The following is a 20,392-nucleotide window of genomic DNA, read 5'->3' on the forward strand; positions in this document are numbered from 1 at the left end:
TGCCAAACAAAAAGGTGATGGTTCTTTCGCTTTTGCGGTCGACGCGAAAGCCTTCTTTCTTCCATTGGGCACAAATTTCTTCATCGAGCGTTTGAAAAGCTAGTTGGGTGATTGTCGCTATCAGTTGCGCAAAAAAAATCATCATGGCTCTTTCTCTTGCTAAAAAATTTCTTTCCTTCTTCATTACTTCCACTAAATCTGTTACAATAGAATCCATAAGAAACCGCCTTTATTCATTAGTGCCTGTCAGCCCAATGAATAGAGTAACGGTTTCTTTTTTATTCGTCTAGAGGAAACCTCAATAAATTTTACACTTAGTCAAAGTAAACAATATCGAGATAGATCGCTTAAGTTGTTTTGTAGTCTTTCGATTCGCGTCCTAAGATTGCTTGTAAAACAGTTAAACCAAGTAAAAGTCCTAAAATTAAGTAAATTAGACTTGAATATTGCGTGATTCCCCAACCCCAAGTATGATAAACAAGCATTGTGATCCAAAGCACAACTGCCGAAAGTACATTCAAAAGTCCAAATGCCCATAGGTTTCCATTTTCTTTACGTACTAAATAAAATATGGAAAAATACAAACTAAGCGCTAGCCAGGCAATATTAATCAAAATAAGTCCCCAGTAGATAAAAGCTGCTAACATAATTTGTTCACCTCACTTATTACTTTAATCAAATTTATTTTATCATGTTTTGTTTGAAGTGTCACAAAAATTCAAGGAAAAAGTCAACTATTATAATTACTTCGGTACGATTCGAAACGAATCATGCGTTTTTAAAGTAGCATAAATGAAAGGCTTTACTTTCGTAGACTGTATTATTTTTCAGGACCTATTCTTTTATAAGCAAAGTATTATATATAATTGTTGTATGGTCAAAAGAAATAGTTCAGGTAAAATGTTATTATAGAAAGAAAAAATTGATAGGAGAAGGTATGGATAAAGCTACAGAAAAAGAAAAAATGATCGCTGATAAATTGTATTTTTCAGCTGACCCTGAACTAGTTGCTGATCGTAAGAGAGCTAGAAAGCAACAACGATTGATCAACCGTGAAGAGGACTCAGAGGTTCGCAGCCAACTCATTAAAGAAACTTTTGGTCGTGTGGGGAGTCAATTGCATATTGAACCGATTCTTCGTTTTGATTACGGTTATAACATACGAGTTGGTGAAAATTTTTATGCCAATTATGATTGTGTATTATTAGATATTTGTCCCATTACTATTGGAAATAACTGTATGTTAGCTCCCAATGTTAAATTATATACGGCTTCTCACCCATTGCAACCGGCTGCAAGGAATAGCGGATTTGAAAATGGAGCTCCTATTACTTTAGGAAATAATGTATGGGTCGGTGGGGGTGCAATTCTTGTCCCCGGGGTTACTTTAGGGGATAATGTTGTTGTTGGAGCTGGTAGTGTCGTAACAAAGTCCTATCCAGATAATGTCGTAATTGCTGGAAATCCTGCAAATATCATTAGAACGATTGAGCCAGAAGATGAATAAAATGATTTGTTATGCTAAATTTTTTAACTTAATATTGACATTTTATTTAGGATACGATACATTGTTTCCAACAACGAAAAATATCTGAAGATTAGGAAAGTAAATTTGGATACTTTAAAGAGAGACTCTGCTTGGTGAAAAGAGTTAAGTTTTGAAGAGTTGAAAATGACCTAGGAGGATAGCGTGTCGATAAGTAGGCATGCTCGGAAGTTCTACCGTTAAAAAGAACACCGATCTTTCATACATTGGGAATGTCGGAGTGAGGGAAGGTTTAACTTCTAAACAAAAGGTGGTAACACGAGTATTCGTCCTTTTACTAGCATCGGCTGGTAAAAGGACTTTTTTATTATATAAAGACGGACAAAGACATGGTAAGTAAAAAGGAAAGAGTTTTTTACAGAGAACTCCGCAAGCTGAGAAGGAGAAAAACGTCCTTTTGAAAATGGCCATCGAGTGATTCATCTGTAAGTTTATAAAATAAAGAGATGACGGGGCAACCGATATTTTGCTAGTATATCCCTATACTATAAAGAGAAGCTGGTTTATCTATACAGCTTAATTGAGGTGGTACCGCGCGTTAGCGTCCTCAAGAAAATAGCGAGGTCTGTTTTCTTGAGGACTTTTTTATAATATGAAAATATTTCTAAGTAAATGAGGAGAGGATATAAATGATTGAACTAAAAGATGTATCAGTGACTTTTCGACAAGGCAATCGGGAAATTCCGGCTGTAAAAAATGTAGATCTTTCAGTTGACCAAGGAGATGTCTACGGAATCGTTGGATATTCTGGTGCTGGAAAGAGTACCTTAGTAAGGGTAATCAATTTGTTACAAGAACCAACAGAAGGAGTAGTTGAAGTTAACGGGACAGATTATAGTTCTCTTAAGCCTAAAGAATTGCGGGCCAAGCGTAAAAAAATTGGAATGATTTTTCAACATTTTAATTTAATGAATAATCGTTCGATTTTTGATAACGTAGCTTTTTCTTTGAGATATTCAGGGACTTCAAAAGAAGAACGCAGACAAAAAGTCAATGAGTTATTAGAATTAGTAGGTTTATCAGAAGAAATCAATGCCTACCCGAGTCAATTATCTGGAGGACAAAAACAACGGGTAGCCATTGCACGATCGTTGGCTAATGATCCGGAAATTTTGTTGTGTGACGAAGCAACGAGCGCTCTAGACCCAAAAACGACCCTACAAATTTTAACTTTATTGCAAAAGTTAAATAAGCAATTAGGTTTGACTATTGTAATCATTACGCATGAGATGCAAGTGGTAAAAGAGATCTGTAATAAGGTTGCGGTTATGGAAGATGGGGAAATTGTTGAACGAGGGGATAGTGTTCAAATTTTCAGTAAACCAGAGCAACCGTTGACCAAAGACTTTATTCGAACAGCGACTCATGTGGATCAAGCTTTGGATACAATTTTGGGGAGTTCTAGTTTTTCAAAATTGGAAGAAAATGAGTGGCTAGTTGAATTATCTTATGTGGGTAATCAGACGAGCGAACCGCTAATTGCAGAACTTTATAGCCAATTTCAAATAACGACGAACATCTTATATGGGAATGTTGAATTTATTCAGGACACTCCTTTGGGAAGTTTAATTGTGAATTTATCAGGTACATTGGAACAAAGGCAAAAAGCATTTGAATACATGACAAATAAAGGGGTCTATGTCAATATACTAAAACAACCGGAAGGAGGAGTTTAATATGCAAAATTTACTTGAACAATTTCTACCTAACGCCATGGAAATTCCTGATGAGTTTATTGAAGCTACTCAAGAAACCATTTATATGGCCGTTTATACTTCAATAATAGGGGGAGTTTTAGGTCTTTTTTTCGGCGTTTTATTAGTCATTACTAGACCTGGCGGATTGTTGGAACAGCGCGCTTTTTTTAACATTTTAGATAAAGTTGTTAACATCGTACGCTCGATTCCTTTTATTATTTTACTCGCTTTGTTGGTTACTTTTACTCGTTTTATTGTCGGAACATCAATAGGTGCTACTGCTGCATTAGTTCCGTTGGTTGTTGCAGTGGTTCCCTTCTACGCTCGACAAATTGAAGTGGCTTTATTAGAAGTTGATCCTGGCGTAATTGAAGCCGCAGAAGCGATGGGGACCAGCCCACTGGGAATTATTTTCCGGGTATACTTACGTGAGGGTTTGCCTGGTATTATCCGTGTTTCAGCGTTAACAATTATTAACGTTATTAGTCTTACAGCAATGGCTGGAGCTGTTGGAGCTGGTGGATTAGGAAACTTAGCGATTACTAGAGGTTATAATCGATTCCAAACAGACGTGACTTGGGTTGCAGTGATCATTATTTTAATTTTAGTCTTTATCAGTCAAGCAGTTAGTAATTGGTTAATAAGAAGAGTGAGCCACTAAAATTAGGAGGAATGTTTAATGAAAAGAAAATGGCGATTAAGCTTAGTCGTTGCTTCTCTTTTTATCCTTGCGGGTTGTGGAAATGGAGAAGGTTCAGCGGATAATGAAGAAAATACAACCGTACAGTTAGGTGTCATTGGTGCAGATACAGACGTTTGGGATGATGTTCAAGAACGATTAGCAGACGATGGCATTGATTTGGAATATGTAGAGTTTACCGAATACAGTCAGCCGAATAGGGCTTTAGAAAGTGGAGATATTGACCTTAACTCTTTCCAGCATCAGGATTTTTTGGATAATTATAATGAAGAGCGTGGAACAGATCTTGTATCTATTGGGAATACGGTAAATGCACCTTTAGGGATTTATTCAGAACAAATAACAGATTTGAACGAATTAGAAGATGGGGCCGAAATTGCGATTCCTGATGATGTCACCAATGGGGGACGTGCTTTGAAGTTATTACAAACAGCGGATTTGATTACAATTGATGAAGAAGTACAAAACCCTACCACAAGTGATATTATAGAAAACCCTCAAGATTTAGAAATTACTGAGCTAGAAGCTTCCCAAACCGCGCGTGCGATGGAAGATGTTGATGCTTCGGTGATTAATAGCGGTATGGCGGTAGACTCAGGTCTTTTGCCAGATGAAGATGCGATTTATTTAGAACCAGTGGATGATACGTCCCGTCCCTACGTGAATATTATTGCGGCTAGAAAAGAAGATGAAGATAATGAAGTGTATCAACAAGTTGTCGATGCTTACCAAACAGAACGAACAGCAGAAGTGATTGAAGAAACCTCAAATGGAGCTGATATCCCTGCTTGGGAAGAATTTGGAAGAAAATAAAAAAAACCTTAGACAACGATTAATAAATGAAAAAAGAATATATACTAATTTGACTAGGGAACGGCTGATATATCGTTAAATTTGGGGTTTAGTTAAAAAAGTTTAACTAGTAACAGGAAGCCACTGGTAACGATGATTTAAGCAACTCAAATAAACAAAAAAGGATCAACCTTACACATATGGTGTGGTTGGTCCTTTTTTATTTATTCTATGACAAGTACACCTTCATCTAAAGTAAACGGATTGTCCTCATTAATATGGTCATAAAATAGCACTCCGTTTAAATGGTCAAGTTCATGTTGTACAACAACTGCTGGATAATTTTTTAAGCGAACTTGTTTTTTTTCTCCCTCTTCATTGTAATAACGTAGAGTAATTCTTGCTTGTCGTACGACATAACCAGGGACGTCGCGATCAACAGATAAACAACCTTCTCCTTCTCCTAAGCACGCCCCTTGAACGGAATGGCTTAAAATTTTTGGATTGTATAATATCTCTTTAAAATCAGGTTCTTTATTTTCGGAATCTAAGCTGGGAACTAAAACAGCGGCTATTCTTTTGCCAACATTCACTTGGGGAGCAGCTAGTCCAACGCCTCCACGTAGTTGTAACTCCTCTGCTTTTTGTGGATCTTGGCTGTTTTCCAAAAATTCCATCATTTCTTGCCCTAATTTTTTTTCTTCATCACTTAAGGGAAAAGTGACATCTTCAGCCACGTTTCGTAAAGTAGGACGATCTTCGCGAATAATATCCTCCATTGTGATCATTGTTGTTCTAACTCCTCTCAGATCTAACTTTCTATGTAATTGTTATCCAAGCAATAGTTTAACACAAAAAAATAAAAGACGGGCAAAAAAAAGTTTTAGTAGCCAAAGATTTTTCTTTCGTTTAAAAACTTTTGACGTAGGATTCGATTTTTTGAAAATATACAGGAAAATTTTATGAAAAAAGAGATGTTATTCTTGCAATATAATGTTAACAGTGTATAATGACATATTGTCATATGACATCGTGTCATAAATAACGAAGGAGGAAATGAATGAATGCCTAATGAAACGTTTTTTAATCTTCCGCTTGAAAAACAGAAACGAATACTAGAAGCAGCGAAAAAAGAGTTTTCGCAAAACCCATTAAAAGACGCTTCTATTGCCAACATTGTAAAAGAAGCAGAAATTTCTAGGGGAAGTTTTTATCAGTATTTTACAGGTGTGGACGATTTGTATTTATACTATTTTCATTCGCTAGGCAAAGATAGCCATAAACAGTTTCTTTTTAGCTTAAAACAACACCAAGGAGATTTATTTGCTACCTTTGAGGAATTCTTTTCTCGTTGGCTGTTAGAGATTTTTCAAGGAGATAATGTTCTTTTTTACAAGAATTTATTTATTAGTATGGATTATCACGGCATGCATAGATTTTTCTTCTTTTCCGATAGAAAAAAAGAAGAGGAACTTCAGCCATCGTCCTGGCATAATCATAAGAAAATGCAAAAAGAGAAAAAAGAAATGCTAGAAACTGTGGATCGTACAAAACTTGAAGTAAAAAGTGAGCAAGAACTCCATTTACTTTTTCAATTACTGTTGCATATTGCCTTTTCTACCATTGCCGATGGATATCATAATCATTTTGACAATGGAGTGTATGACATCCAAAAAATTAAGGAAGAATTTTATCTGAAAATGTGCTGGTTAAAAAAAGGAGCAGAAAAAAATAAAGAGGTGAAAGAATAGTGATAAAAGTAGTTAAAAAAATGTCTTTTACTGCCGCTTTGATCGCAGTAGCCTTCATGGTATTTCAAGTGATTGCCGATTTGTATTTACCTAATATGACATCAAATATTATTGATAACGGGGTTGCAACAGGAGATATTGATTATATCTGGCGTATTGGCGGAATAATGATGATTATTTCAGTCATTAGTATTATTGCGGCTTTTGGTAATGCATTTTTTGCAACAAGAGAGTCTCAAAGATTGGGAAAAAAATTACGAAGTGAGATTTACAAGAAAGCAGAAAATTTTTCTATTGATACATTTGGTCACTATGGAGCAGCCTCTTTAATCACTCGGACCACTAATGATGTGAACCAGATCCAACGTGTGATCCAAATGTTTCTACGATTAATGATCCAAGCGCCTATTATGTTACTTGGAGCGAGTTTTCTAGCTTATCAGCAGGATGATCAATTAACAAAAGTCTTTTTTGTTGTTATTCCTTTAGTGATTATTGCTGTGGGCGGCATTATGTATTTTGCCGTCCCTTTATTTCGAAGTATGCAACAAAAGACAGATCGTATTAACTTAGTTTTTCGAGAAGAGCTAACAGGTGTAAGAGTGATCCGAGCTTTTAATAAAGAAAGTTATGAAACAGACCGTTTTGATGAAGCCAACCGTGATTTTACTCATACAGCGATTAAAGTAAATACGATCGTTGCCTTGATGATGCCTTTAATGACTTTGATTATGAGCGGAACAAATATTGGAATTACTTGGTTTGGTGGACAATATATTGCTGATATGCAACTAGAAGTAGGAAATATGATCGCTTTTATTACCTACGCTATGCAAATTTTGATTAGTTTTATGATGCTTTCTATGATTTTTGTTATGGTTCCTAGAGCACAAGCGTCAGCTGATCGGATTAATGAAGTTTTAGAGGAAACAGACGACATTGTTGATAGCCAACACCCTGAAAACATCAATTTGAACCAAACAGAGGCGACTTTAGCATTTGACCAGGTGAATTTTCGTTATGCAGATGCAGATAACTTGGCATTAGAAGATGTTAATTTTGAAGCAACTGCTGGACAAACAGTAGCAATTATTGGAGGGACTGGCTCAGGGAAGACCACTTTTATTAATTTAATTCCGCGCTTACATGAGGTAACTTCGGGAAGTATTCGCTTAAACGGTCATGATATTCAAAATATTCGACAATATGATTTAAGGGAGCTTGTCGGTTTTGTTCCCCAAACAGCAGTTTTATTTAGAGGAACAATCCGAGAAAATTTGTGCTACGGGAACCAAGAAGCGACAGATCAACAAATATGGAAGGCTTTAGAGATTGCACAAGCCAATGACTTTGTTTCCCAAATGCCTGATGGTTTAGATAGTCATGTAGAGCAAGGAGGAGGAAACTTTTCTGGAGGTCAACGACAACGTTTAGCTATTGCTCGTGCTTTAATTAAAGATGCTGATGTCTATGTATTCGATGATTCGTTTTCTGCTTTAGATTTTAAGACGGATGCTAATTTGCGCCAAGCATTACAAGAAGAAGTGACAACAGCGATTCGAGTGATTGTTGCTCAACGTGTAAGTACTATTATGGATGCCGATATTATTCTTGTATTAGACGCAGGGAAAGTTGTCGGTAAAGGAACTCATAAAGAGCTATTGGCAAACAATGAAACTTATCAAGAGATTGCTTATTCACAATTAAGAGAGGAGGACTTAACTTGAGTAAAAAAGAAGAGGAGACCTCAGAGCAAGCAGCTACGTCTATAGAAAGGCGTAAACCCAAAAACTTTTGGAAAACAGTGCGTCGGCTTATCCATTATTTGTCTTCTCGTTTAATTGCGATTATTTTAGTTTTTGTATTAGCTATAGGAGCTGTTGTTTTTCAAATTCAATCACCTAAGGTTTTAGGACAAGCAACAACGGAAATTTTTAATGGGGTGATGAGTGGAATTGAGCAGATGCAAGCTGGCAATGAGGTTACGAGATTTCCTATTGATTTTGAAGAAGTGGGACGGATTTTGTTAATTGTTATTGCAATGTATTTAACTTCAGCAATTTTCAATTTCTTACAACAATTTATTATGACCCGAGTATCTCAACGGTCAGTTTATCAAATGCGTAAAGACTTAGATGAAAAACTGGATCGCTTGCCTATTTCTTATTTTGATACTCATAGCAATGGTGATATTATGTCTCGAGCTGTCAATGATATGGACAATATCGCTGGAATGTTGCAACAAAATTTAACTCAATTTGTGACTAGTATTGTAACCTTTATAGGTGTGTTAATTATGATGTTGACAATTAGTTGGCAATTGACCCTAATTGCCTTGGTTACGGTGCCTTTAAGCCTAGGTGTTGTTATGATTATTGCACCAAATTCACAACGCTTCTTTGCTGAACAACAAAAACGTTTAGGCCTTTTAAATGATCAAGTCGAAGAGACCTACGGCGGACATACAGTCGTTAAAACCTTTAATCACGAAGCCATTGACCAGGATGTTTTTGAACAAGAAAACCAAAAATTATATGAAGCAGGTTGGAAAGCCCAATTTGTTTCTGCGATCATTATGCCTTTAATGAATTTTATTAAGAACTTAGATTATGTTTTCGTGGCTATTATTGGTGGTATTAAGGTTGCAAATGGAAATATGGCATTAGGAAATGTACAAGCTTTCTTACAGTATACCAATCAATTTTCCCAGCCTATTCGTCAATTATCTAATTTAGTGAATACCATTCAAGTAACAATTGCTTCAGCAGAGCGTATTTTTGAAATTTTGGATGAAGAGGAAATGGTCGATCAACCTTCTCATTTACCAGTTGAAGAAAATACGCCTTATAAAGTCCGCTTTGAAGATGTAGAATTTGGGTATAACGAAGGACAATTATTATTTACTGACTTTAATTTAGACGTTAAACCAGCAGAAACTGTGGCGATCGTAGGGCCTACAGGCGCTGGGAAAACCACATTAATTAACTTGTTGGAACGTTTTTATGATGTTTCTGGCGGAAGTATTCGATATGACGGCATAGATGTTCGAGATATGTCTAAAGAAAATTTGCGTAGTAAATTATCGATGGTCTTACAAGATACTTGGTTATTTAGCGGTAGTATTTATGAAAATATTCGATACGGAAATGACCAAGCTACAGAAAATGATGTTAAAAAAGCCGCTGAGGCAGCCCATGTGGAGGACTTTGTGCATCAATTGCCCGAAGGTTATGATACAATTTTAAACGAAGACGCTAGTAACATATCTCAAGGACAAAAACAGCTGATTACTATTGCCCGTGCCTTTTTAGCAGATCCGCAAGTTTTAATTCTAGATGAAGCCACATCTAGTGTGGATACTCGTACGGAAAGCTTGATTCAAAAAGCAATGAACCGTCTTTTGGAAAATCGTACTAGTTTTGTAGTTGCTCATCGCTTATCTACAATCCAAGGGGCAGACAATATTGTGGTCATGGATCAAGGCTCTATTATTGAAACCGGCAATCATGAACAACTTATGGCCAAAAACGGGTTCTATGCTGATTTGTATAATAGTCAATTTTCTTCAGGTGAATTAGCTTCATGATTTTTTTAAAATTCGAATGGGACTTTCTTGAGAGTAGTTGTCCATTCGAATTTTTTCTGCGCTTTATCCATGCTATAATAGAGACAGCAAAATTTGGAGGAAAAATTATGACCTTACGCGTAGAAAACTTAACAGGCGGTTATAATCAATTCCCCGTGTTAAAGGATTTGAATTTTACCCTTAATGACGGGGAACTCGTTTCTTTGATCGGCTTAAATGGTGCGGGAAAAAGTACAACGATCAAAGAAATTATTGGATTATTACAACCGCAACAAGGACGTATTGAATTAGATGGACTAACGATCACAAAAGATCCAGAAAGTTATCGTCAAAAGATTGGCTATATTCCTGAGGCCCCTCTTTTATATGAAGAATTAACCTTAAAGGAGCACTTAGAAGTAACAGCAATGGCCTACAATATTGATGAAAAAGAGGTGCAAGAGCGGGCGCAGCCATTACTAGAAACATTTCGCTTAGATCAGCGACTTGACTGGTTTCCAGCTAACTTTTCTAAAGGTATGAAGCAAAAAGTCATGATTTTATGTGCTTTTTTGATTGAGCCTCGTCTTTATATTATTGATGAACCATTTCTAGGATTAGATCCTTTAGCTATTCAATCATTATTAGAATTGATGCAAAGCATGAAAGAAAAAGGCTCGTCCATTTTGATGTCGACGCATGTGTTAGCTACAGCTGAAAAGTATTGCGATCGATTTATTATGTTACATGATGGTCAGATTCAAGTTCAAGGAACATTAGAAGAACTACGACAAACATTTAATATGCCACAAGCTTCGCTAGATGAGCTTTACCTTGCGCTAACAAAGGGGGCATAATAATGAAAGCTTTCTTCCAAGATCGTTTAAAAAAACATCAAAAACATATGATGCGGTATATGCAATATGTATTAAACGACCATTTTGTATTAATCATGTTCTTTTTATTGGGCGGTATCGGATTTTATTATTCGAATTGGCTTAAAACCTTAACGCCAGGTTATTTTTTAGGCGCGATAGTAACTTTAATTATATGGATTGCTTCGTTACATATTGGGCGTTTTGTTAGTCTAGCGCATCCAGCAGATCAGATTTTTTTATTACCCAAAGAAAAACAGATGCGCACGTATCTATCGAGTGCTTTTTCTTATAGCTGTATTTTTCCGTTTTTCGTGTTACTTTTCATTTTGGCATTTACGATGCCTTTAGTGGTGGTTTCTACCGGAAAGTCTTTTATTACTTTTTTCTTTTATTTGTTTAGTTTATGGGGACTTAAAATTAGTCACTTAGAAATTGAACGTATGAGTATCTTTCAAGATATGAAAAAGGCGAGAAAAAATGCTTACTTTTTATGGCTAATTTTTACTCTTATTATCTTAGCTCTTAGTCTATGGCTACAGCCTATTTTGGGCACAATTATTTCTATTGCCCAAGTTGTTTTGTTTCATAAGTTATGCTGGCAGACAATGGACGTTCCATTAGACTGGGAAGAAATGATTAATGAAGAGCAAAGTCGGTTACATCGTATATATCAATTTATTAATTTATTTACTGATGTACCTGAGATTTCTACTAAAATTAAACGACGGAAATATTTGGATCCTTTATTAAAACGTATTTCTTTTAACCAGACTAATACCTATTTATACTTATACGCGCGACGTGTCCTACGAGGCAATGAATATGGCGGATTATACGTTCGTTTGTTGCTTATAGGAGGAGTATTGCTTTATTTTGTTGGGGAGCGTTGGTTTGCTTTAGGAATTGGCGCATTATTTATTTATCTCATTGGTTTCCAGCTTCTTCCTTTATACCAACAATATCAATATGTTCCAATAACGAAACTGTACCCGCTTAAAGAAAAACAAAAACTTGTCGCGATGAAAAAATTATTACGTTTACTTTTATTTTTCTGTGCTGTTGTGTTTATTGGGATTGTTTGTTTTTCCCTTTCCTCATGGAGCGATCGACTTATTGTGAGCGTTGGTTATTTATTGATGACATTTTTCTTTGTGGAGGGTTATGTCCCTTATCGTCTCAAAAAAATGGCGAATTAAGCGAAGAATCTTGGAAGCGTAAATCGAACATACATGTGCTTGACGATACGAAAGTAGCAGGCTAAAATAAGAATTACTGTGATAAAGGAGGTAAGCTTTGATGACGATGCGTATAGATAATGATTGGCAGCTACGCCCGATTAAAGGGGATACGGGAAAAGCTTATATTGGGCAAAAAGAGCAAGACAAAATATTTATCAAACGTAACACTACGCCAATGCTTGCTGCTTTATCCAAAGAAGGTATTACGCCTAAGCTCATTTGGACAAAACGAACAGGTGATGGAGACACTTTGTCCGCACAAGAGTGGATTGAAGGACAGTTATTAGGTCCTGAAGAGATTGGGCGAAGAAATGACGTGATTGATGTTCTTTATCATTTGCATCATTCCCGTTCTTTAAAAGATATGCTAAAGCGAATGGGTGGTATCGTAAAGACCCCAAAAAAGATGTTAGAAGAATATGAAGAAACTTTGCCTGAAACTCTAGTGAGTAATCAATTTTTATCCTTAGTTTTACAATTTCTTAAAAAGAACATTCCATCTTTTCATACGTCGGAAAAAGCGGTTGTTCATGGGGATGTCAATTGCCGTAATTGGATTGATTGTCAGAATTATTTATACTTAGTGGATTGGGATTCTGTGATGTTTGCTGATCCAGCTGTAGACATTGGGACTATTCTAGGCAATTATTTGCCAGTTTCAAGATGGAGCCAGTGGCTGATGAGCTATGGTATACAAAGTACGGATGCAAATATTGAAAAAGTTTATTGGTACGCCTTATTGAGTATGTTACAAGAAATAAAGAAATGTTGCCTTAAAGGCGATACAAAAGAAGTCAATGAAGGAATCTTACAACTAAAGCGAATTTACACAGGATAAAAAAGGGTGGGTGTGTCTATGATGACAACAACCACCCTTTTTAGAAGGAGTTAAGTATGCGAATTAGAAAACGTCATGGTGCTGAAGAAATGGTTGCTAACAATCCTCAATTTGTTATTTCTGACCCAAAACAATGGCGAGGTCATTGGAAAGAACGCTTTGCAAATGATCATCCGATACATATTGAAATTGGTATGGGAAAAGGACAATTTATTACTGAAATGGCAAAAGCTCACTCCGAAATCAACTATATCGGAATTGATTTACAAACGACGGTGGTGTCTTTTGCTTTAGATAAAATCAAAGAGGCTGGACTTTCAAATGTCCAATTGCTTCATGTGGATGGTTCAGCATTAACTGAATATTTTGCTGAAAATGAAATAGATCTGATTTACTTAAATTTTTCTGACCCTTGGCCTAAGAAAAAACATGCCAAAAGGCGGCTGACTTCTCATAAATTTTTAGCTGTTGATGAGAAGATACTGCAGCCAGGCGGAGAAATTCATTTTAAAACGGACAATCAAGGATTGTTTGAGTATTCGTTAGCAAGTTTTTCGCAATACGGCATGATCATTAAAGAGGTTTGGCTTGACTTGCACGCAAGTGATTTTACGAATAATATTATGACAGAATACGAAGAAAAATTTTCGCAAAAAGGACAACCTATTTATCGCGTAGAAGTAAAATTTCCGGAGAGAAGATAGCAAAATATAATAGTTCATCTATTTGAATTTTAAATAAAAGACCACTCTGTAGCCTTTGAAGAAAAGGAAACAGAGTGGTTTTTTCATTAAACCAAAACCTTTAGTCAATTAGTTTATACAGAAGCATTTTCTTCTTGCTCTTGCTTAACCAATCTTCTATCGTACAATCTAATAAATGGTAACCAAATGAGAAATGCTATAGCCGCGCAAATTATTGCTAAAATGATGGCCATATAGTCTCCGCCAGTACTAATAAAAGCACCCGCGCCTATAGGAGTTGGCCAAGGCATCATGGCGATAACAGGTTGTATAAACTGTAATTCAACTGCCCAATAAGCTATTGAAGCCGTAACCATTGGTGCCAAGAAAAATGGGATAGCTAGGAAAGGATTATAAACAATGGGCAGACCAAATACTAATGGTTCATTAATATTAAAAAATCCAGGGACAATCGCAGCCTTGCCTAATACTTTTAGTTGTTTGGACTTTGCTACAAATGCAAGGTATATTACTAACCCTAATGTCGCGCCAGCACCACCTACGATAATAAAAGCATTATTAAGTTCTCCAGCAAACGGAATGTTTGCACCTTCTATATTGGATTGTAGATTTGACATAAGAATTGGAAAAAGAAAACCTTGGATAATAATATTTGATCCATGAATTCCTACTAACCAAAGTATATGAACTAAGAAATAGATAACCAATATGCCTCCCCAACTGTTTGTTAGATTGACAACAAAGCCAAAAGGTAAGGCTATTAATTTAAAAATATCTGTACCTAGAGCAATTAAAATACCATTAATTACTAAAACAGAAATAGCAACGACAAATGCCGGTATTAAAGCTGTGAACGCGTTAGCTACACCAGAAGGTACTGCTTCTGGCATTTTTATAACTAGATTCTTTTTGACGCAAAATTTATAAAGTTGTACAGCGAGTATAGCCATAATAATTGCTGAAAAAATTCCTGAGGAACCTAAACGACTGATACCATCTTCAACCATTTCCCAACCATAAACGATGATTGCATCTTCGTTATTTTGATTTACTAAAGACATTTCCCCATTACTAAAAACTAATTGAGGAACTGTCATAAACAGAGCAAACATTGCTAGCAAAGCACCATTCATTGGATTCATATTTAGATTATCTTCTTCAGCGTATATTCTTGTATACTCATACCCCATGACAATACCAAAGTACAGTGCTAGTAATCCCATTGTTGTTTTATTTGCTAACATATATAAATCACTAACTCTAAAAAAAGTATTGTTGAAAAAACCTTCTAAAAAAGTAAATGTTTCAGGTAACACATTAAAAACAAGGAACATAGATCCCACAATAATAAATGGAATACTAGCTACCCCAGCAGCCATTACAGAACGTACGATGCGCCACTGCGCAACTTTGCTCATAGGCCCTAACACATACTTTTCTAAAGTATCAAGTGTTTTATTTCCTGATTCCATAAAAATTCTCCTTTCAATTATGTCTGCATAATCTCTTCATATTGTTTAATACGATGATAGTGTCTGTCTTCATTATTTTTAATTTGATGTAATCGATAGAGAATAATTCCGCTTAGTAAAACTTCGATTGCCAGAATACTTAACACTAGGATTTGAGATTTCATTTGATTTATAAGAAAAGGATATAAATGTGTGAAAGTTGTAGAAAAAGAACTTAAAAACATTAATAACACATTCGTTATAAGTAGAACTTTAAAACAATACTTTGTATTGGTTGCTTGATTCGTGTGATTATTTAAAATTTTTATTTGTTCGGCTACACTACTTAATAAGATAAGCATTAAGGATAAAGGGATAAAAAATAAAGGGGAACTACTCATTAGCAATGAAATTAACCAATAAATATTAGTAAAAAAGAATAGTGCTATAATATATCTAACGAGCAAATATCGATTAAAATACATTGATTTTATACTGAAATTTTTCTTATTTTCCTCAATTTGTATTTTTCTATCTTTTCTCATAAGAGAATTTCTCACTCACTTTCGAATTTGACAGTTTGATATAAAGACAACATTTCTAAGGCAACTTCTCTTAATGTCATTGTTGTCATTAAATGATCTTGTGCGTGTACCATAATAATATCTGTATTTACTTCCTCACCTGCAGTATATTTTTGCATAAGTGTAGTTTGGGATTGATGGGCAGCTGTTAACTCACTATTAGCTTCATCTAATTTTTCCTCTGCTTTTTCGAACTCTTTACTTCTCATTAAATCAAAACCTTCGTGTACCATTGTTCTGGAATTTCCACTATGTAAAATAATGGTAAATGCAACATTTTGAATTTCCTCTTGATCCATTCATCTAGCTCCTTTACTTCTACGATTCAGGTAATTCTTGTAAAATTAAATTAGATAATTTTTCGATGCCCATAGGAACAGGGACATAAGCTTGGGGTGGGATATTTGCTACAGGTTTACCTGCTCGTTCACCTGTTTTTTTTAGTTGATCATAATACATTTTTGTTTGTGGGCTAACTAAATATAAATCGTACTTGCCTTTTTCAATCATCTCTCTTCCTTCGTTGGTAGAGGTTGCTTCTACTTGAATATCATTCCCATCTTCATTTAAATGCTCAGTAGTTTTCTTTGCTAATACAGAAGAAGACATACCACCTTGACAAATAATTAATACATTTCTCATTTTTTTCACCTTCGCTATTTTTTAAATTTAGGACTTTTTACTATAATTCTTCGCCATTTGATTCGATTACTTTTTTATACCAATAAAATGAATCTTTACGTGAACGTTCCAAACTTCCATTTCCTTCATTGTCTTTGTCTACGTAAATAAAACCGTATCGTTTTTCCATTTCACCGGTGCCAGCACTTACAATGTCGATAACGCCCCATGGTGTATAACTAATTAAATTCACACCATCTATATCTACAGCTTTAATCATTTCGCTAATGTGTTTTCTTAAGTAGGAGACGCGATAAGGATCGTGAACGCTTCCATCTTCTTCGACTTTATCGTAAGCGCCTAAACCGTTCTCAACAATAAATAGTGGGAGATTATATCGTTGGTGAAGGATATTTAATATATAGCGTAGACCTACTGTATCAATTGGCCAGCCCCAATCACTTTTTTCGATATAAGGATTATCTACTATTTTTGCGTTAGGGTACTCGGGCACATTGCCTTGAGCTTTCACATCGGGTAATGTGCTTACAGTTCCTGACATATAATAACTAAAACCTATATAGTCAACGATCCCTTCTTTTAAGGTTTGTAAATCTTCTTGCGTGTACTCAATGTTGTATCCTTTTCTTTCCCACTCTTTTAAAGTATAGTCAGGAATCTCTCCACGAGCGTGTACATCATTATAAAAGAAGCGTCGGTTCATAACCTTTACAGAGGCCATCATATCGTCGGGATTACATGAGTATGGATAGATAGGAACATAAGCTAACATACAACCAATTTGGAAGTTTGGGTTAATTTTATGGCCTAACTTTACGACTTTGGCACTGGCAATTAATTCATTTAAACCAGCTTGGAAGACAACTTCTTCAGAATTTTCGTCTTCGTTTATTAAAATGGCTGAATTTGTCCAAGTGCTAAATGGATCTTGGCTGTCTGCTTGATTGTTAATCTCGTTAAAAGTCATCCAGTATTTCACTTTATCTTTATAACGATTCATTACTACTTCTGCGTAATGAACAAAATAATCAATTAATTTTTTATTTCTAAAGCCTCCGTATTCTTTTGCCAAATGATAGGGGATTTCAAAATGGGATAAGGTAATGACTGGTTGAATTCCAGCATCTAATAATTCATCAAATAAGTTATCGTAAAATTTTAACCCTTCTTCATTCGGCTCTTGTTCATCGCCATTTGGGAAAATACGCGCCCAAGCAATAGATGTTCGAAAAACTTTTAAACCTAACTCTTTGAACAAAGCAATGTCTTCTTTATAACGACGATAAAAATCGATGGCTTCGTGGTTAGGATAATTTTCACCTTTAAGTACGCCCTCGGTTATACGACGAGGTGTCGTGTTATTGCCTGCTGTCATGACATCTGCGGTGCTTATGCCTTTACCATCTGCTTGCCAGCCACCTTCAATTTGGTGCGTTGCGACTGCGCCGCCCCATAAAAAACCTTCAGGTAGTTTTGCCATTTAGATACCTCCTTTATTTATTACATTTTTAATATAAATTATAACCGCTTTCATTTGTAGAGAATATTTTTCGGTTGATAACCGAAAAATATTCAAAATAAAAAAAGATACGACTACGCGTATCTCTTTTATAAACTTCGTAATACTTTTTTCAGCTCTTCATAAGTTTCACATTGCAAAAGTCTGTGGATGATTCGTCGATTATCTAATAATTTCATTAATACATCATACATCGGTTTAGACTCTTCCATTTGGTTTTGCTTACTAACATTCAAAAGACAAATAAATTGAACAGGTTTATCATCCCATTGTATAGGTTGTTTTAGGGTGACAATTGACCAAAAAGTATCGTTTACTTGCGGATCCATAGGGTGAGGGATAGCCACTAAGTTACCAAAACTAGTAGGAGAATAATTTTCACGTTCTAATACTGAATGGATGAAATTTGAATTGACGATACCATCTTCCATGAGTCTATCCCCTAAAAAGTAAATCACTTCTTCTTTTGAAGAAAAGTCTCTTTTTAAATAAGTAAATGATTTTCGCATATAATTTTCTATTATTTCAAAGTCATGATGGACTAGTTTCTCTATTTTACTTACATCTTGATTTCCTAATAAAGTGCTTATTTGGATAACGGGGACAGGTAACTTTTCTGGTATAGGAATCGTACTGATAACAAAATCTATGTCATATAAAGGCTGCTTTTTTAATTCATAATATTCAGTGGTTCCTAAAATATTTAATTCATTAGGAAATTGATTTTTTAGTTTTAATAATAGTAATTGTGCTGTGCCCAATCCAGATGCACAAACGATTAAACATCTTTTTTTATTTTTAGCACTTTTTCCTTTCCTTTCTAAGGCAGCTTCAAAATGAAGCGCGATATAACCAATTTCATTTTCATCAATAGTTATTCCTAGGGTTTCTTTAATAACCTGTGCGCCAATAGTTAGAGCGATTTCGTAAGAAAATGGATATTTATTTTTAATTTGATTTAGCAGGGGATTTCTTAGATTCATTTGGTACTTATGTCGATTGATTGCAGGTTTTAAATGCAAACTCAGCGCTAATATTAATTCTTTATCTTGCAAAAGGTCCAAAGAGTATATGTTATCCACTTGTTTAAGTATATTTTTTGTTAGGTATTGAATATTATCTTCTAAAACAGTTTGGATTTCTTCCATCTCAGAACTTGAATGCATTTTCTTTGTTCCTTGTAAGTGAATTGCAAGATACGCTATTTCATTAACTGAAAATGACACATTAAGCTTTTGTTCTATTCTTTCTGCTATTTCTTTAGCAATTTGATATTCCTTTTTGCTTGTAATTTGTTTAAGTTCTTCGTGATAGATTTCAATATTTTCCCTTTCGCGTATTCGCTTACATGAAATAGCGATATGCGTAATTAAATTATTCAAACTGACATCTGTAATAATTATCTTATGTTCTCTTAGTTTAGAAAGTATACTATCTCGAATCCAGTCGATTTCATCTTTTGCTAGTATCTCAACTAAATCAGACGAAGGATCCATGATGTCTGCTTTTTGATTGAAGATATATTCGGAAATACAGAAACGAACATCCATTTCATTACCTGAAACTTTAATCCCGTAATTAGGCTTTTGTTCCAGAAATAAATCATAACTTTCGACAATCTTTCGAACATGATTAATATCACTTTGCAAGGTAGAACGGCTAACAAATAGTTCTTCGGCAAGGTCGTCCATTTTAAGATATGAAGGTTGCAATAATAATTTTTCTATTAAAAACTGCTGCCGTTCCTCAGGTTCTGTTGGTATAACTTGCATGTTTCTTTCTGTTACTTTGCTTAAAAAGCGTTTAAATTCGTTTTCATCTTTAACATTAAAAAAGTATCCCTTTCCTCGGTATGATTCAATAGTTGCAATCTCGTTATTCAACAAGCCTTTCAAATTCTTAATATCAGTTTGGACCGTTTTTGAACTAACTTGAAGGGTAGTGGCAAGTTCTGTGCTGGTTTGTAATTCATTTGATGTTAGTAGTAGTTGAATGCTTCGTTGCATACGAGCGTTCATTGTGTGAATCCTCCTTAAATAATGACACCTTTTTACTATTATAAATTAGGCATTAAAAAAGTATAAGCCAATAAAATAGATTTTGATAGGCAATAGGTGAATATTTTGTATTTATTGTTCAATTTTATTTCCAACATTTTATAAAAAAAGGATTATAAAACCTATCCTGAATGATTTCTAAAAATTTGTGGATAACTAATCGGGCCGGTCAACAGGGTTGTTGTTCGTGTTATTTTCTATTTTTACTGTCGATTTTGAGCCAAGTACAGGAAAGAACTACTGTAGAACGCTAAAAAAGGATAAAGTTCTTCCTAGAAGGTGGAAAATAAGCTTTTTATAAGGAAAGAGTGAAGTGAATAAGTTAAAGATTCAATCGCTGAATTCGCGTAAGGACTTCCCAGAAAAGCGTGTTATAAACGTTGGTACTAGAAAGGTGAACTTGAATTTTTCGCGCATGTTCCGTGACTCT

General features: G+C 35.1%; 18 protein-coding genes, 2 pseudogenes and 2 other annotated features. Of the genes and pseudogenes, 11 read left to right on the forward strand and 9 right to left on the reverse strand.

Annotated features, from left to right (window positions below):
• Both G577_RS0106685 and G577_RS0106690 read right to left on the reverse strand, forming a co-directional pair.
• Nucleotides 1-217: pseudogene (locus G577_RS0106685) on the reverse strand (ISLre2-like element ISTeha1 family transposase); the annotation flags it as partial.
• A gap of 130 nt (nt 218-347) precedes the next feature.
• Entirely contained in the window at nt 348-647 is a 300-nt protein-coding gene (locus G577_RS0106690) for a hypothetical protein (RefSeq protein ID WP_028790550.1), read from the reverse strand.
• A 290-nt stretch (nt 648-937) separates the two neighbouring features.
• On the opposite strand from G577_RS0106690, the pseudogene G577_RS11185 reads away from it, so the two are divergent.
• The 4 genes and pseudogenes from G577_RS11185 to G577_RS0106715 form a co-directional block, all read left to right on the forward strand.
• Nucleotides 938-1,504 (forward strand): annotated as a pseudogene (locus G577_RS11185) (sugar O-acetyltransferase); the annotation flags it as partial.
• An 81-nt stretch (nt 1,505-1,585) separates the two neighbouring features.
• Nucleotides 1,586-1,823, forward strand: a binding site (T-box leader).
• 38 nt (nt 1,824-1,861) lie between these two features.
• Nucleotides 1,862-2,098 (forward strand) — a binding site (T-box leader).
• 77 nt (nt 2,099-2,175) lie between these two features.
• Nucleotides 2,176-3,222 (forward strand): methionine ABC transporter ATP-binding protein, encoded by a 1,047-nt coding sequence (locus tag G577_RS0106705; protein WP_028790552.1) that lies wholly within the window; start codon nt 2,176-2,178, stop codon nt 3,220-3,222.
• Nucleotide 3,223: 1 nt separating this feature from the next.
• Entirely contained in the window at nt 3,224-3,904 is a 681-nt protein-coding gene (locus tag G577_RS0106710; RefSeq protein ID WP_028790553.1) for a methionine ABC transporter permease, read from the forward strand.
• Between the two features lie 18 nt (nt 3,905-3,922).
• On the forward strand, nt 3,923-4,756 hold the full coding sequence (locus G577_RS0106715) for a MetQ/NlpA family ABC transporter substrate-binding protein (protein WP_028790554.1): 834 nt from the start codon (nt 3,923-3,925) through the stop codon (nt 4,754-4,756).
• A gap of 203 nt (nt 4,757-4,959) precedes the next feature.
• Here the strand turns inward: G577_RS0106715 and def are convergent, their stop codons facing one another.
• Nucleotides 4,960-5,523: a peptide deformylase gene (gene def, locus G577_RS0106720; RefSeq protein ID WP_028790555.1), complete on the reverse strand. Its 564-nt coding sequence runs from the start codon at nt 5,521-5,523 to the stop codon at nt 4,960-4,962.
• Between the two features lie 276 nt (nt 5,524-5,799).
• On the opposite strand from def, the gene G577_RS0106725 reads away from it, so the two are divergent.
• The 7 genes from G577_RS0106725 to trmB all read left to right on the forward strand — a co-directional run bounded on the left by G577_RS0106725 (nt 5,800) and on the right by trmB (nt 13,709).
• Nucleotides 5,800-6,486 (forward strand): TetR/AcrR family transcriptional regulator, encoded by a 687-nt coding sequence (locus tag G577_RS0106725; protein ID WP_028790556.1) that lies wholly within the window; start codon nt 5,800-5,802, stop codon nt 6,484-6,486.
• The gene (locus tag G577_RS0106730; protein WP_028790557.1) at nt 6,486-8,213 is read left to right on the forward strand and encodes an ABC transporter ATP-binding protein; all 1,728 of its coding nucleotides are present in this window, start codon (nt 6,486-6,488) and stop codon (nt 8,211-8,213) included. Before G577_RS0106725 ends, G577_RS0106730 begins: the two co-directional genes overlap by 1 nt.
• On the forward strand, nt 8,210-10,072 hold the full coding sequence (locus G577_RS0106735; protein WP_028790558.1) for an ABC transporter ATP-binding protein: 1,863 nt from the start codon (nt 8,210-8,212) through the stop codon (nt 10,070-10,072). The genes G577_RS0106730 and G577_RS0106735 overlap by 4 nt, the downstream gene beginning before the upstream one ends.
• Nucleotides 10,073-10,179: 107 nt before the next feature.
• Entirely contained in the window at nt 10,180-10,908 is a 729-nt protein-coding gene (locus G577_RS0106740) for an ABC transporter ATP-binding protein (RefSeq protein ID WP_028790559.1), read from the forward strand.
• A gap of 2 nt (nt 10,909-10,910) precedes the next feature.
• Nucleotides 10,911-12,125, forward strand: coding sequence for an ABC transporter permease (locus tag G577_RS0106745; protein WP_028790560.1), 1,215 nt, complete (start codon nt 10,911-10,913; stop codon nt 12,123-12,125).
• 100 nt (nt 12,126-12,225) lie between these two features.
• The gene (locus G577_RS0106750; RefSeq protein ID WP_038024055.1) at nt 12,226-13,005 is read left to right on the forward strand and encodes a phosphotransferase family protein; all 780 of its coding nucleotides are present in this window, start codon (nt 12,226-12,228) and stop codon (nt 13,003-13,005) included.
• 56 nt (nt 13,006-13,061) lie between these two features.
• Nucleotides 13,062-13,709 carry a tRNA (guanosine(46)-N7)-methyltransferase TrmB gene (gene trmB / locus G577_RS0106755; protein WP_028790562.1) on the forward strand — a complete coding sequence of 216 codons (648 nt, stop codon included), beginning with the start codon at nt 13,062-13,064 and terminating at the stop codon, nt 13,707-13,709.
• A 113-nt stretch (nt 13,710-13,822) separates the two neighbouring features.
• On the opposite strand, the gene celB is transcribed toward trmB, so the two are convergent.
• The 6 genes from celB to G577_RS0106785 all read right to left on the reverse strand — a co-directional run bounded on the left by celB (nt 13,823) and on the right by G577_RS0106785 (nt 19,923).
• Nucleotides 13,823-15,181 (reverse strand): PTS cellobiose transporter subunit IIC, encoded by a 1,359-nt coding sequence (gene celB, locus G577_RS0106760; RefSeq protein ID WP_028790563.1) that lies wholly within the window; start codon nt 15,179-15,181, stop codon nt 13,823-13,825.
• A gap of 17 nt (nt 15,182-15,198) precedes the next feature.
• Nucleotides 15,199-15,327 carry a hypothetical protein gene (locus tag G577_RS12580; RefSeq protein ID WP_269317470.1) on the reverse strand — a complete coding sequence of 43 codons (129 nt, stop codon included), beginning with the start codon at nt 15,325-15,327 and terminating at the stop codon, nt 15,199-15,201.
• Between the two features lie 389 nt (nt 15,328-15,716).
• The gene (locus G577_RS0106770; RefSeq protein WP_028790565.1) at nt 15,717-16,043 is read right to left on the reverse strand and encodes a PTS cellobiose transporter subunit IIA; all 327 of its coding nucleotides are present in this window, start codon (nt 16,041-16,043) and stop codon (nt 15,717-15,719) included.
• A 19-nt stretch (nt 16,044-16,062) separates the two neighbouring features.
• Nucleotides 16,063-16,386, reverse strand: a complete 324-nt coding sequence (locus G577_RS0106775; RefSeq protein WP_028790566.1) for a PTS cellobiose transporter subunit IIB — start codon at nt 16,384-16,386, stop codon at nt 16,063-16,065.
• A gap of 40 nt (nt 16,387-16,426) precedes the next feature.
• On the reverse strand, nt 16,427-17,866 hold the full coding sequence (locus tag G577_RS0106780; protein ID WP_028790567.1) for a 6-phospho-beta-glucosidase: 1,440 nt from the start codon (nt 17,864-17,866) through the stop codon (nt 16,427-16,429).
• A gap of 128 nt (nt 17,867-17,994) precedes the next feature.
• Nucleotides 17,995-19,923 (reverse strand): BglG family transcription antiterminator, encoded by a 1,929-nt coding sequence (locus G577_RS0106785; protein WP_038027663.1) that lies wholly within the window; start codon nt 19,921-19,923, stop codon nt 17,995-17,997.
• Between the last annotated feature and the right edge of the window lie 469 nt (nt 19,924-20,392).

The sequence above is a fragment of the Tetragenococcus muriaticus DSM 15685 genome, from assembly GCF_000423785.1.
Taxonomy (GTDB): domain Bacteria; phylum Bacillota; class Bacilli; order Lactobacillales; family Enterococcaceae; genus Tetragenococcus; species Tetragenococcus muriaticus.